Below are 13,069 nucleotides of genomic sequence, written 5' to 3'. Positions count from 1 at the left end.
GTAGCTATCGCAAGACCAAAAGATAGGACTTCACATGCGCCGCCCTCTTCCGCACACCGTCCTCCTACTGATCTTAGCGAGCGCCCCCGCCATCGCCCAGGCGCCCGCCATGCCGCCGCGTCCCACGACCGTCTGGGTACCGGTCGAGGAGCCGATGAGCGTGCTCCTCAACGGCGGCCACCGCATCGTATCCGCCATGGGTCCCAGCTTCACCCTGGAGCGCGGCGGCAAGTATGTGGTTTGCGAGATCCGGCCGGCGGGCGGCATGCGCGGAACGCCTGAGACTACCTCGACCTGCCACCGCCTGAACTGACGGCCGACGTGGGCTCTCCCCTTCGCGCGCGCTTCACCGTCGACGGATAGGCCGGAGCGGGCCGTGAAGGAACCCGGGTTCCATACCCATCTCCGCAGCGCGCTCCCCGATCACGCCCAGGCCGCCCATCAGCCCGGCGATGGGTGGGTCCTGCAGGCCGGGATGGTTCAGGGCCTTTCCGATCTGGCGGCCCTCCCACCAGAGCTCCGCGAACAGCAGGGCCAGGAGCCCGATCAGCCACCAGGTCACCAGCCCCTGCCCTAGGAAATAGACGCCGTAGGGCGGCGACAGGAAAGTGCTGAGATGCGACACGCCGATGATACCGGCAAAGCCCAGGACGAGGATCGCGGGGAGGCGAAACAACATGCGCCGGTAGAGGCGCAGAGCCAGATCGAGTTCCTCGACGGATGACTGGTCCAGCCGCAATTGCATGCGAGGTCCTTGCGTGAATGGCCGACGAGATATGGCCCACGGGTGAAACGCCCGCAACCGAAGCGCGGGCGATTGCGTCCGACGTGTCCGTGGACGACGCGACGGGCGCGGCCGGTCCCGTTGGGCGCCGGAGGCATCCGATGAGTGGCGCGGCGTTCGGCATTCGCGTCGCCTTGATCGCGACGGCCGTGCTCCCGTCTCTTCCCCTCCCGGCGCGGAATGCCGAGGCGGCCACCTTTCCCCTCGCCTGCCGTAACGTCCATGCCGACCTCGACCGTTACGCGCACTGCGCCCGCCGCGATGGCGTGATGGTGCGCATCGACCCCGCCTACCTCGCGCGCATGCGCTTTCACGGTGGGCTGACTGAGATCGTCGTCGACGGGGTCGGTTGGCTCTGGGCGCGTCGCGACGGGCTGGCGCTGCCCGTTTTCATCCTCGATAACGGGCCGGACCCCTTCGCATCGGGGCTCGTGCGTGCCTGGCACGTGGGCAAGGTCGCTTTTTATGATCGACGCCTGCGTCGTGTCCTCACCACCGCATACGATTGGTCCTTCCCATTCAACGCACGTGGCGAGGCACTGGTTTGCCAAGGCTGCCGTTCGGACGGCCGCGTACCGTCCTCCATGGTCGGTGGTCTGTGGGGGCTCATCGATCGGAGCGGTCGCATCACGATGCCGCTGGGCGAGGGCGGGCAGGCGTCCGACCGGTATCTTAACCAGCCCTGATGGATCGTTGAACGGCCTCGCCGGGCGCGCGCACGCAGGAGGCGTTTCGGCATGATACGCACGCTGGTCTTGGTCACGTTGGTCGGCTCGGTCATTCTGCCGCCGTGTGCTCGCTCAACCGAATCCAGCCAATCTGATGTCCGCACGGCTCCGCGAGCCCGATTTTCCGGAACGACAAGTGCCGGCCCCATCGGGGTGGCGACACGGGAGCCGGACGGCAGCCTCGTCCTGATCCTGCGCGCTGGGTCGGTTGGAGGCGCCATGGGAGACGCTCGAATTCGCTACGCTCTGTCGGATCCGGCCTATCCCGGCATCGCCCGCCATCTCGGACCGATCCCGCCGGGCGGCTCCGTACCGGTTCGCCCCTTCGAGGAGCGATGATCGGGATGCGAACCGTGGAACGCGTTCTCCTCGTCTTCGGCCTGATGGTCTAGCTGCCTACCCTCCCGTTCGCCGTCGCGCTTCTCGTCGCCAATCTTGCCGGCTGTACCCTGAGCGAAGGCTCCGTCCATCCCTGCTCGATCGCCCGGGTCGATCTTGGCCTGCCGCTGACAAGGATCACGCTGATGGAATGGCTCGTCATCACGATGCTGCCCTTCATGGCCCTTTCGCTTGTGGCTGGGTTCGTGTGGGGCAGGGTCCGCATCCGTATCGCCCCCCCTCCGTCGAACCCTTAGTATCCGGCCCGTGCCACCCAGCCGCGCCAGGTGAGCGCCGCGTAGAACAGTTCGACATCGTTGAATCCTCCGGCATGCAGGATCGCGGCATCCCGGTCGGGATCGAGGATACGAAGGCTCGCTCCCACGGCCGCCCGGGCCTTGGCTGCCATCTCCGGCTCCGCGCCGGAAGCGATGGCGTACGCCTCGTATCGGCCCAACGACCGCTTCCGTTCGTCCCCGGCCTGCGAAAAGCTGGCGTGGGCGGCGACGAACGGCGCCCCTGGCCTCAGGCGCCGGTGGATCGCGCGGACCGTGGCCTCCCGTTCGACAGCATCGAGGAAATGCAGCGTGAGAAGGCAGGTCGCGGCATCGAAAGGCCCGTCCGGCGCATCGTCGACGTAGCCGTGGATCAGGGTCACCCGTTCCATCAGGGGACCAAGCGTCCGCTCCGCCTGCAGCAGCATCTCTCGAGCCGGATCGACGCCGACGAAGGTCCATCCCGGATGGGCCTCGGCCAGGGCCCGCAACTCCAATCCACCCCCGGCACCGAGCACTAGGACCCGCGCGTCGTGCGGGGCCTCCTCGGCAAGGAGAATGCCGGTCATACGGTGAAGGGCGTCGAAGCCCGGTACGAACCGGCGCGGCCCCTCCGAGTATTTCGCTGCCGCCGTCGGGTCGTCGAAGGCGGCGACGAGGTCCAGGGGTTCGTGTCGGCCGCTATGCGCCATCGGGACAGTCTTCTTTCAGATTGGGTCGCCGCTTAGCGAGCCGGGCGTGGAAATCGATGCTGATCTGCCCGAGGGTGACGTCGCCCAGGCGCGACAGCAGCAGGCGCTCCGCATCCTCGAAGGCCGTCGCGAGGGCCGCGTTGACCACCTGCTCAACGAGGCATTCCGGTGCCTCGCTGCGATGGCCCATCGCGAAGATTTCGGGCGCTCCGAGGGCGAGGTAGACGTCGTGCAAGGTCACGCGGTCGAGGTCGCAGGAAAGGGTCCATCCCCCGCCATGCCCCTTGCCCGAGGCAACAAGGCCGAGATCGCGCAGCCCGGCCATGACGCGCCGTACGACAACCGGATTGGTGTGCATCACCACGGCGAGACGCTCGGACGTCACCGGCTTCTCGAACTCGGCCATGTGCAGGAGGACGTGAAGCACGCCCGACAGTCGACTGTCACGTCTCATGCAACTTCGATAGTGCCATGAAAGTGCACATGTCAACGTGGTCCCCCCATGGTCATCGAGGGATGGTCCGGCCATCGAATGCGTGAAGAGCGGAGCGTGCAGGCTCTCGTCACCACCGCGCACCCGCCCTCAGGCAGTCCAGTGGACACGTTCCGACTTGATTATCGTCGATAGCGTGCGGTTCGCCGGTGGCACTCTCTGGACGGACTTCCGCCTGGGCTCGGTCAACCTGAATCACGGTTTTCGGACCGCCCAGGGGCGCGGTGGGATGGTGGATTACCGCCGGATCCGGACGGGTCCGAGGTCGCGCAATCGCATCGAGCCCGAGGAAGTGCTCGCGATGCACTGGGGCACCCGGGCCTTCATTGATGACACCCGGGCCGTAAGCCATCCCGGTCACACGGTGGTGGTTACCCATCACGCTCCGCACCGGGCGAGCCTATCCAGGGCCGATGCGGACCTACGGTGGTGCGATGCTTCGGACCTGTCGGATCTTATCCTTGACCGGGGCCCGGACGTCTGGGTCCACGGACATGTCCACCATGCCTCGGATTACCGGGTGGGGTCGACGCGGGTGGTCTGTAACGCAAGGGGGCAGATCGAGGAACCGACCGGATTACGGCCGGGGAAGGTAGTCCAGGTCCGCAAGGGCGCTTGCCCTGGATCGCCCAACGCGGAGCTAAAGGACTACTCGTCGGGTAGCGTGTAGGACGTACTGCTATCTGCTACGCGCTACGAAGTGAAATCTGTGAGTGTGGAGGCATCGATACTGATGTGAGAGGGGCTGCGCTTTTGATGGATTGTGACCGTGCCTTCGCATGATGCAGGGTCAATATGATTTGGCGGGTTCGAGACACCCGTTCCGGACGATGGGATTTCCTACGTCGGCCCTAGCCCTCAGGCCGTGACGCTAACCGCGACCGACATGTCCAGGAAGGCTTCGGATGGTCCGATGAAGCTGCCGGTCACCGGCATGGCTTGACGGATGTCCCGCGCCACGGCGACCGGGATCAGGTTTGCCCCGCCCACGCTGCGGTTGGTTGGATCGAAGGTGACCCAGCCCGCGCCGGGCAGATAGACCTCGGCCCAGGCATGGGTGGAACCAGCATCCGCGGAGCCAAGCAGGGTACGCGTCGGATCATGCAGATAGCCCGATACGACCCGAGCCCCGAACCCTAACGAGCGGACAGCTTCCACGAACAAGGTAGCAAGGTCCCGGCAGGAACCCGCGCCCAACAGAAGGGTCTGACTGGGGGCTTGCGTACCCTCGTCCTCCCGAGCCTGATACGTAATGGCGTTGCCGACGCCGGAGTTGATGTCCTTGAGTAGTGAAAGGGTGTCGGTGGGGCATCCCGCGACGAACGCTTGCGCCCAGGCCTGTAGGCCATCATCGTCTGGGTACTGCCGTGATGCCAGCGCCCCAAGATCGGTCCAATCGCCGTCGGGGTACCGGAAGGGAAACGATATGGCGGAGGCCGCGATGTCGAAGACTGGATAAGCGACCGCGGAGAGTTCGACGCAGGACAAGCTGTCGATGACGAGAGTGTCGGAAGGCGTAGCGAACGTAACGGTGGCGATGGCGTTCCCCGCGACGTCGTTGGCCCAGCTGACCGTCGCATCCGGCATCACGGTGACCGTGTTCGATACGAGCCTCAGGTCCCGAGTTTCCCGCGGTCGCAACATGAGGCGGTGCGGGCCAAGGCCGACCGACTGCCGGTATCGGTAGGTTGTCCTGTGATGGATGCGAAGCTCGACCAAGGGATGCTCCTGAGGAACCGGTTCGGCTCGCGCTGCCCTTGGAGGGGTCAGTACTGGCGCGAACCGTAAACCTTCGCGTGGGACATGAAGAACCGTAACATCTCACGACTGGCATCGGGACCTGTCGGGTCGGTATGCGAGCCGATTGGGTCGCCGCCGGCCCATGCATGGCCTGCGCCGTGCACGACCCACCGTTCCGACGACCACTGGCCTTCCGGATCTGTCCGGACGGTTTTCGTATAGGCTGTTCCACCGGCCGAGCGTCCTTCGGCCATTGCGGTGACCAGTTCGACATCCGGCCTCGCCTGGGCGAATGCCTGATCCCCATCGATGGGGACTCGGTCGTGTCCCGGTCGCCATGGAAGACGACGGTCGGAACGGGATGCGTCGCCTGCCGTGGCTTGACCGCGGAGCCTAAACGCATTGCCGCGAGGGCCGCGGATAAGGACCCGGCGGACCCGCATGCCAGCCCGGAATGGATGCCGACGGCGGCGTAGACGTCCGGGTAGGTCATCCCCATAACTGCGGCCGCAGCGCCACCCGACGACAGGCCGCCGATGCAGACCCGTGCGGAATCGACATCGAACTCGCCCATTATTTGGTGCGTGAGGCCGGCCAAGATGGACGGTTCACCTGATCCTCCCCCGGTTTCACGGACACCTCTGATACGCTCCTTGCGGGCGGGGAAGGTGTTTGATGGCAAAGACGAGACGCGAGTTCACCCCGGAGTTCAAACGCGAGGCGGTGGCGCTGCTGGAAAGCAGCGGCCGGCCGCAGATGCAGATCGCCGCCGAACTCGGGATCCAACCGTCGATGCTGAGGCAGTGGCGCACGGCGCTGATGGGCGGCTGCCCGCCACCGCGGCCAGCGGGATTGCCAGGAACCGCGCCGATGAGCCCGGTGTCATCGCCGTCCGATCAGGCGGTCGCGATCGCCCGTCTGCGGCGTGAACTCGACCGGACGCGCATGGAGCGCGACGTCCTAAAAGCGGACCGAGCTGACATCGGTCGCCCTGATGATGGCGCCCCGACGGCAGCGACCGGCCTCTGGGCTCATCTGTCCCTCGGATCGCGGCAGCCCATACGCCGCCGAGGCCTACAGAGCGCAGCTTGCCGACGTGAAGGCGACACCTTCCATGAGCCGAACCGGCTGCTGCTACGACAACGCCCCGATGGAAAGCTTCTTCCACACCCTCAAGGTCGAACTCGTCCACCAGCGACGATGGGCGACCCGGGACGAGGCCAGACGGGACCTGTTCGCCTACATCGAAGGCTATTACAATGTTCAAACGGCCGGCCGCCACTGGCCCGGTTTTACTCCACCACAGCGGCCTGGAATTGGTCCGCCCTTTACAGTTTGCACTGGATGTCAGCAAGCTCGCGATGAGCGGGGCTAATCGTATAGCGATCCTGAAAACGATTCGTCCTGAGTAAGGTAGCGGGCCTTGCAGGCCTATCGGACAGGAAATGGGGCGCCCAGGGTCCCGTGCGTTTTTTTCTCTCGATTGGGGGGCGATGAGATGTGGTCGTCCGCCCGAGTAACGAGTTTGCCCGGGCATTCCGGGCGACCGGGCGCAGTCAGGAAGGGCGACTCGACAGGATGCGGGATGCTGGATGGGCTTCCGGCGTTCCGCTACCAAATAGGCTGGCTTCCTTAACCCGGGTCGGTGGAAGTCCAGAAGCCCGCCCAAGCCACGGCTCAGGAACCCGCCGAGCCCCTCGCCCCGCGCGGTGCCCGTCATTGAGGGCGCCTGAAGGCTGTTTTTAGGCGTTGTGGGGGTATGCCCGCTGCCCGGGTCGGGGCTGGAAGCGCTCGGTCCGAAGGCGCTCTTGAGCCCGATCAGGTAACCGGTCGGCCTTCTTCGGTCGATGGCCACCGTTCGAGGTTCACGGCGCGAATGCCGCCGTTTCCTCCTCGTCCTCCGGCTCTGCTACAATTGTTTGAGCATCCTCGCGTCCGTACCGGGCGGCGAGGTACTTGCAGCGTACGCCCACGGCGTCGGCGAGCGGCACGGTCATTTTATGGGATAGTCCGCCCTCTATGGCTTTGTGGGAGGCGTCGGAGAAGGCGTCGGGTAAGCGTGCGATCAGGTCGCGCAGCGGCCCAACGGCGTCCTCAGGCTGCATGCCACACGCGCGCGCCTCGGCCTCCCAGTGCCGCAGCAGGATCTCGTCGAACTTGTACTTGCCACCCACCCGCATCGCCATCTTGAGCTTGCGCGTGTCCCGCTCGTACGGCCAGACCGAGGCGATGTCGTAGAGAGGGGCAAGCCGCATCTTCCCGAAGGCCGCGTGCTGTATCGAATAGTTCTTCGCGTGCGCGTCCGATCCTCCGATGATCTGGTTGAAGACTACGGCCTTGAGGAAGGTGCGCCGCGTCGCGAGGGAGTCCTCGCTCCAACGCAGCACGTCGGCGACGACGGCTCGGACGCCGGGCCCCCCCTCGTTCTCGTACTTCCGCCACGGGGGTACCCCGAGGGCCTGGCACATGTCCTCCTGGTGGCTCCGCAGGATGCGGTCCCCCCGGACGATGCGGTCGTATCGTTCGACCACGATGGCCACCTCATCCGCGAAGCGCATCACGCGCGTCTTGGCCGCGCGCATGCCCATGGCTGCGGCGACGCTCAGGCAGACATGCTCGTTCTCCGCATGACCCTCCAGGTTAAGCACTGGCGGCTTGAGGATGTGGGTGGTCGGCATCCTACCTGACGGCACGCCCCATCGGCCTTCCAGCAAAGTGAGCGCCGTCTTGGGCTGGGCCCCGGCCAGCGAGAACTGGCCCGTCTCGCCGCTGACACGACCTGAAGTCCCTGCGTCGCGGCGCAGCTCCGCCAGACGGCGTCCGATCTCCTTCTCGTCGATCCACTCGATTTCGCCACGCCCGGTGACGGCGTTCAGACGCTCCTCCCGCACTAGCTGGATGGCTCCCGGGCAGTCCTCGCCCGTGTGTGCGAGGAGAGAGAACGGATTTCGGGCCGAGACCTGGAACTTTCGGGCCCAGCCATCGAGGGTCGGCTCGCTGTCGGGCAACAGGTTCCAAAGGAAGTTGGCGACCACGTCGCCCTGGTGGACAGGCGCCGTGAGCGGCATCGACAGCGATAGCGTGACCGCGCGGTCCCCACGGCGGAGCCACCGTGGATCGTAAGTCAGAACGTGCCGGTTGCCCTCCTGGGCGATTCGGCCAAGCGGAACCCCGCCCATGAGGACGTGCAGCAGCTTGGGTGTGCTCATGGCGTGAACCCGCCGGCATCATCCTGGAAGTCCAGAGCTAAGTCGGCGTCGTCGTCGTCCTCATCGGGACCGGCGTCGTACCGAGCCTCCCGCGAGACCGCGTTGAGGTCAAACCCAGCCAACGAGAGAATCTCCAGCATGGTGCCGATATAGATGTTGGGAGTGACGTTACGTTCGAAGTCGGAGACCCAGGACTGGGTCTTGCGGATGCGCGCCGCGAACTGGGTCTGGCTTTCGCCGAGCTCCAGCCGCCTACCCTTGAGGAGTGCCACGAGGTCGTTCGGTGTGCGAATGGCTGGCACGGAGGCCGTCCTTATAGCCGAGTCGGTATTTAAAGTAATTTATGCATAAGTCGGTATAAATCAAGCCATATATCCAAGTCGGCATAAAACCGTTTTATATTGAAGTCGGTATAACTTGGAGCGCCCGGATTGCATGGAATCCAAGCCGTCCGTGCACCGAGGGAAGCTCGACCTTGCCGATCAAGTCGCCTGACGGCGCCCGTTCCGCGTCGGTGGGCGATCCGGCACCGTTCCCGGCTCGGGTCTGTTCCCGTGGATCCAAGGCGACTACACCCGGCAGCGCCGGCTTCCGGCGCCGTCACCCACGCGCGGCGGACCAGCCCCGACTTCGCGGATTGGGGGGCGGGGCATTCGACAGGAGTCATCGCATGCGTTCCAGCCGTAGATTGTCCGAACGCTGGCTGACGCTCGGGCTCTGGCTCATCGCCTTCCTCTTCGCTTGGTTCCTCATCGGCCTCGGCTCCCTCGTGGTCGGCGACCTGCCGCAGGTGGAGCACCGCCAGACCCTCGAACAGTTCCTCGACGGGCCAACGGACGAGGCGGCGGTCGAGTCCCTGAAGCGGATTCGCCGGGAGCAGGACGACAACCGACGCCGGACGGAGCAGGAGCAGTTGGCCCTCGATGCCGCGCGCTCGGCCTCGGAGGCGGCGCGCGAGACCTTCGCCAACTGGTTGAGGACCCGCGACGCGACGCAGCGCGTCGACCAGGATCCCGACCTGATCGCCCGCACGCAGGGGCTCGATGCCTTGAAGGGGGCCGAGCGGACCATCGAGGAGCGGCTGGAAGGGTTGGCCAAGGCCCGGCTCGATCTCTCCGAGGAGGAGGAGCCGCTCACGCGGGCGGAGAGCGAACGGCGCATGGCGGCCCAGGTCAAGCTCGACGCCGCCGAGCGGGAGCAGGAGCTGCGCGTCTTCGGATATCGCCTCGCCCTGACGCTGCCGCTCCTGGCGCTGGCCGGCTGGCTGCTGCTCAAGCGGCGGCGGAGCCGCAACTGGCCCTTCGTCTGGGGCTTCGCCTTCGCGGCGACCTTCGCGTTCTTCGTGGAGCTCGTCCCCTACCTGCCGAGCTACGGCGGCTACGTGCAATACGGTGTCGGCGTCCTCGTGACCCTCATCGCCGGCCGCGCCGCCATCGGCGCCCTGCAATCCTACAACGAGCGGCAGAAGCTCGCGGAAACGCGCCCGACCGAGGAGCGCCGGGGCGAGATCGCCACGGACCAGGCGCTGGAGCGCCTCGCCAAGAAATCCTGTCCGGGCTGCGAGCGGCCCATCGCCCTCGACGATCCGAGCCTGAACTTCTGTCCTCATTGCGGCCTCGGCGCCTTCGAACGCTGCCCCGCCTGCGACCACCGCAAAAGCACCTTCGAGCGCTTCTGCCGGGCGTGCGGAACACCCTCGGCCCATGAGGAGAGCCCGGTCGTCACGTGACGGCGGGGTTCGGACCCGCGGGCCGACCGCCGGGGGCGGAAGCCCGCTGGCGGCGGCGCCCTCGCGGCCTCGGGAAAGGACCGGGCGCTCCGGCCAAAAATCCCGCTTCGTTCGAAACCCCTCAACGATTGCAACCCACTAACCGTCGAGCTTAAATGAATTTTAACGCTGATTGGTGTGATTGATCGAGGCCTGGCAGTCTGGAACGCTGTCTCGGCGCGATGTCGAGAACGATCAGCGTGAGATGAGATGAAGAAGTCCGGCTTGAGCCTGATGTCGCTGAAGTCGCTCTATGCCCTGGTGGCGGGGGCCTCCGCCCTCGTCGGAATCGCCGTCGTCGCGGGCAGCATGACGATCGCCAGCCTGAACCGGACCGACGCGCGCAAGCCCCTCGATGCCGCCCGGACCTCCCAGCGCTTCGCCGCCGCGATCGATCGCGGAGTCTATGACGTCGTCCAGGATCTCAAGACCCTCGCGATCACCCTGAAGCAGACGTCCCAGCGCCTCGATGCGGATGAACTGCAGCCGATCCTGAGCGCATGGCTCAGGTTGCGCCCCGATTATGCCGAACTCAACCTCGTGGCCCCGAATGGCCGCGTGAAGGTCGCCGGCAACGATCTCGGCTTCGGCCGGGACGTATCCGGCCGGTCCTGGTTCCTGCGGGCCAGGGCCTCCCAGGCCATCGTGGCCGTCCCGTCCCCGGGGGGCAGCGGCCAGACCGTCTTCGACATCGCGCTCCCGGTTTCGGCGAGCGTGTCCGGAGGCGACGATATTCTCGTCGCGCGCCTGAACGAGGCGTGGCTCGGCGATATCGGGGACAAGGTACTCGGACCGTCGCGCGCGGCGGGCGGTGCCATGAGCCTGTCCGTCCTCGGCGCCGACGTCCGGTCCGGTTCCGGCCTCATGGCGCAACAGGCGGCAGGCGCACGGGAGGTGGTGGAACAGGCGACGCCGAGCGCAGGGTTCCGTGATCTCGGCCCGTCGGGCTGGCTCGCCGTGGCGCGGGCGCCGAATGCCGGGCTGCCGCGGAGCATCGAAGCATCCCTCCCCGATAACGGGAGCGTGGCGCTGTGGTTCGCCGTCTGCCTCCTGACGGCCTGCGCCGGCTGGGTCGTGGGCGACCGCATCGTGCGGCGTCTCAAGCTGATCGGGGAGAGCGAGCAAGGCGTCTCGTCGCCTTCGCGAATCGTGGAACTCCTGGAACACGAGGAACGCCTCGTCGCGCGGGAGCGCAGCGGCGTTCGTGCCTTGCAGGAGACGCGCTCGGCCCTCTCGCGCATTCGCGACCGCTTCCGCACCTTCGAGGCCATGTCGGGCTGGACCTATTGGGAGATCGACATCGATTCCGGCAGCGTCACCTGGTCCGATCCCGCCACGCGCTCGACCCATGCCATCCCGGACCGCGCCGTCGCCCTCACCGACCTGAAGAGCGGCATCGCCCCGGAAGACCGCGACCTCATGGATTTCACGATGCAGGCGGCGCTGGATCAGCCGGGCCCGCACGACGTCGTTCTGCGCACCACCGGGAGCATGGCCGAGAATGGCCAGCGTCGCCTCTTCGTTCGCTTCATTCGTGCCGAGGGCGACACGCAAACGGCCAAGCTCACGATCCTGCATGCGCTGAGCCGCGAATTCGTCGGGGAGACCGTCAAGGACGCGGATCTCGTCGGCGGCTCGCCGACGGATGGCGATGCCTCTCCGATCGAGCGCCGTCGCCGGGAGAGCGATGCCCCCGCGGAATCCCGCACCGGCACTGTCCTGCGCAAGGTCGTGGATGGGGTGATCCACGACTTCAACAACGTTCTCACCGTCGTCATCGCCAATCTCGCGACCCTTCAACGGCGGCACGACCTTCCCTCGGATCAGGGGCGCCTGATCGATGCCGCCCTGGCGGGCGCGCAACGCGGATCGAGCCTGACCCGGCGCCTCGTGAACTTCGTGCGCCGTGACGATACCGGCCTTCAGGAAACCGACGTCGGCGTGACGCTGGCCGCCTTCGGCCCGTTCCTCGGCGCCAACGTCCTGCATCAGACCACCGTCGAGACCCGCGTCCGCCCAGGGCTGGCCAAGGTGCTGTGCAGCGAGAAGGTCCTGGAGGCCGTCCTCCTCAACCTTGCCTTCCATGTCCGCGACATCGGGTCGGAAGGGTTCGCCATCGGCGCCGACGAGAAGGTGCTCACGGACGACGAGGGGATCGCCCTTCCTTCCGGCCGCTACGTGCGGATCGTCCTGGCCAGCGGAACGCCGGGCCGCCATGCCGCGGAGATGCCTTCGAGCGACAGCGAGGCGACCAAGGCCGTGGCGGCTCTCCTCACCCAGGTCGGCGGCGGCTTTCGGCTCCTCTCGGATGGCAGCGGTGGCACGGGCTTTCTCGCCGAACTCTGGCTCCCGGCCGGGGAGGCGCCCTCGGAAGCCGAGGCGTCGGAGGCCGGTGCGCGGATGCCCGCCCTTCGGGTCCTCCTCGTCGACAGCGACAGCCTCGTGCGCCAGAGCTTCGCCGATGCCCTGGTCGATCTCGGTCACGTCGTCGTCCAGGCCGGCTCGGCCGAGCATGCCCTGGCGCTCCTCGACGAGGCGACGGATTACGACGTCATGATCGCGGACTGGGCCATGCCCGTGGTGAGCGGCCTCCAGCTCGCGGTCACCATGACCAACCGCCATCCCCAGATCCGCGTCATTCTCGCGAGCCCGGGGGGGCAGCTGCCGGCGAGCGCCCGAGCCTTCCTGCATATCGAGAAGCCGTTCCGCTATCCCGCCCTCGCAGCGGTCATGCGCGATGCCGCCCGGAAGAACGCCTCGGCCGCGGCCTGAGGCGAGCCGGAGCCCGCATCATCCCGTGCGCGCCGGTTGGAGACATCGATGGGCGTCGAGCCCTAACAACGCTTGCCTAAGCAGGTTTCGCAAAAGTGGTCACCGGTTTTGCGTGCCAAAACCTGGGAAATTTCAAAGGCTAAGCAAGGTGGAGCTTTGGCACTGCCAATGCGAACCTGCTTAGCGAGAGGCGGATCGGTGGTCAGCCTTGCCCGGAAGGCGTCGAGCGG

General features: G+C 66.5%; 10 protein-coding genes and 2 pseudogenes. 5 read left to right on the top strand and 7 right to left on the bottom strand.

What is annotated here, in order from left to right; genetic code table 11:
- Positions 1 to 34: 34 nt before the first annotated feature.
- Positions 35 to 313, top strand: a complete 279-nt coding sequence (locus K368_RS0102850) for a hypothetical protein (protein ID WP_027171075.1) — start codon at positions 35 to 37, stop codon at positions 311 to 313.
- Between the two features lie 33 nt (positions 314 to 346).
- Here the strand turns inward: K368_RS0102850 and K368_RS0102845 are convergent, their stop codons facing one another.
- Positions 347 to 745, bottom strand: coding sequence for a hypothetical protein (locus K368_RS0102845; protein ID WP_027171074.1), 399 nt, complete (start codon positions 743 to 745; stop codon positions 347 to 349).
- A gap of 140 nt (positions 746 to 885) precedes the next feature.
- Here K368_RS0102845 and K368_RS0102840 point away from each other — a divergent pair, with 140 nt between their 5' ends.
- Positions 886 to 1,470, top strand: a complete 585-nt coding sequence (locus K368_RS0102840) for a hypothetical protein (RefSeq protein ID WP_036266693.1) — start codon at positions 886 to 888, stop codon at positions 1,468 to 1,470.
- A gap of 673 nt (positions 1,471 to 2,143) precedes the next feature.
- Here K368_RS0102840 and K368_RS0102825 read toward each other — a convergent pair.
- The 4 genes and pseudogenes from K368_RS0102825 to K368_RS27245 form a co-directional block, all read right to left on the bottom strand.
- Positions 2,144 to 2,857, bottom strand: coding sequence for a class I SAM-dependent methyltransferase (locus tag K368_RS0102825; protein ID WP_027171071.1), 714 nt, complete (start codon positions 2,855 to 2,857; stop codon positions 2,144 to 2,146).
- A complete protein-coding gene (locus K368_RS0102820) occupies positions 2,847 to 3,311 on the bottom strand; it encodes an Rrf2 family transcriptional regulator (RefSeq protein ID WP_027171070.1) in 465 nt (154 codons plus the stop codon). The genes K368_RS0102825 and K368_RS0102820 overlap by 11 nt, the downstream gene beginning before the upstream one ends.
- Before the next feature lie 897 nt (positions 3,312 to 4,208).
- Entirely contained in the window at positions 4,209 to 5,069 is an 861-nt protein-coding gene (locus tag K368_RS0102810) for a transglutaminase family protein (RefSeq protein ID WP_027171069.1), read from the bottom strand.
- Between the two features lie 400 nt (positions 5,070 to 5,469).
- Positions 5,470 to 5,664: pseudogene (locus K368_RS27245) on the bottom strand (PHB depolymerase family esterase); the annotation flags it as partial.
- A gap of 101 nt (positions 5,665 to 5,765) precedes the next feature.
- Between K368_RS27245 and K368_RS25775 the strand changes: the two are divergent.
- Positions 5,766 to 6,351 (top strand): annotated as a pseudogene (locus tag K368_RS25775) (transposase); the annotation flags it as partial.
- Positions 6,352 to 6,955: 604 nt separating this feature from the next.
- On the opposite strand, the gene K368_RS23735 reads toward K368_RS25775, so the two are convergent.
- Together K368_RS23735 and K368_RS0102800 are read right to left on the bottom strand one after the other, a co-directional pair.
- Complete coding sequence (locus tag K368_RS23735) at positions 6,956 to 8,299, bottom strand: type II toxin-antitoxin system HipA family toxin (RefSeq protein WP_051439728.1); 1,344 nt, start codon at positions 8,297 to 8,299, stop codon at positions 6,956 to 6,958.
- Positions 8,296 to 8,601 carry a helix-turn-helix transcriptional regulator gene (locus K368_RS0102800; RefSeq protein WP_155934980.1) on the bottom strand — a complete coding sequence of 102 codons (306 nt, stop codon included), beginning with the start codon at positions 8,599 to 8,601 and terminating at the stop codon, positions 8,296 to 8,298. Before K368_RS0102800 ends, K368_RS23735 begins: the two co-directional genes overlap by 4 nt.
- Positions 8,602 to 8,969: 368 nt before the next feature.
- On the opposite strand from K368_RS0102800, the gene K368_RS0102795 reads away from it, so the two are divergent.
- Together K368_RS0102795 and K368_RS0102790 are read left to right on the top strand one after the other, a co-directional pair.
- Complete coding sequence (locus tag K368_RS0102795) at positions 8,970 to 10,028, top strand: zinc ribbon domain-containing protein (RefSeq protein ID WP_027171067.1); 1,059 nt, start codon at positions 8,970 to 8,972, stop codon at positions 10,026 to 10,028.
- Between the two features lie 249 nt (positions 10,029 to 10,277).
- Complete coding sequence (locus tag K368_RS0102790) at positions 10,278 to 12,839, top strand: response regulator (RefSeq protein ID WP_027171066.1); 2,562 nt, start codon at positions 10,278 to 10,280, stop codon at positions 12,837 to 12,839.
- Positions 12,840 to 13,069: the final 230 nt, after the last annotated feature.

Source organism: Methylobacterium sp. 10, from assembly GCF_000519085.1.
In the GTDB taxonomy this organism is placed as follows: Bacteria; Pseudomonadota; Alphaproteobacteria; order Rhizobiales; family Beijerinckiaceae; genus Methylobacterium.
The sequence above is the reverse complement of the archived record's forward strand: the minus strand, read 5'-3'. Positions and strand labels throughout refer to the sequence as shown.

Excerpts from the sequence above, each read along its gene's own strand:
- K368_RS0102850 (WP_027171075.1), top strand. The coding sequence starts at position 35 with ATGCGCCGCCCTCTTCCGCACACCGTCCTCCTACTGATCTTAGCGAGC.
- K368_RS0102845 (WP_027171074.1), bottom strand. The coding sequence starts at position 745 with ATGCAATTGCGGCTGGACCAGTCATCCGTCGAGGAACTCGATCTGGCT.
- K368_RS0102840 (WP_036266693.1), top strand. The coding sequence starts at position 886 with ATGAGTGGCGCGGCGTTCGGCATTCGCGTCGCCTTGATCGCGACGGCC.
- K368_RS0102825 (WP_027171071.1), bottom strand. The coding sequence starts at position 2,857 with ATGGCGCATAGCGGCCGACACGAACCCCTGGACCTCGTCGCCGCCTTC.
- K368_RS0102820 (WP_027171070.1), bottom strand. The coding sequence starts at position 3,311 with ATGAGACGTGACAGTCGACTGTCGGGCGTGCTTCACGTCCTCCTGCAC.
- K368_RS23735 (WP_051439728.1), bottom strand. The coding sequence starts at position 8,299 with ATGAGCACACCCAAGCTGCTGCACGTCCTCATGGGCGGGGTTCCGCTT.
- K368_RS0102795 (WP_027171067.1), top strand. The coding sequence starts at position 8,970 with ATGCGTTCCAGCCGTAGATTGTCCGAACGCTGGCTGACGCTCGGGCTC.
- K368_RS0102790 (WP_027171066.1), top strand. The coding sequence starts at position 10,278 with ATGAAGAAGTCCGGCTTGAGCCTGATGTCGCTGAAGTCGCTCTATGCC.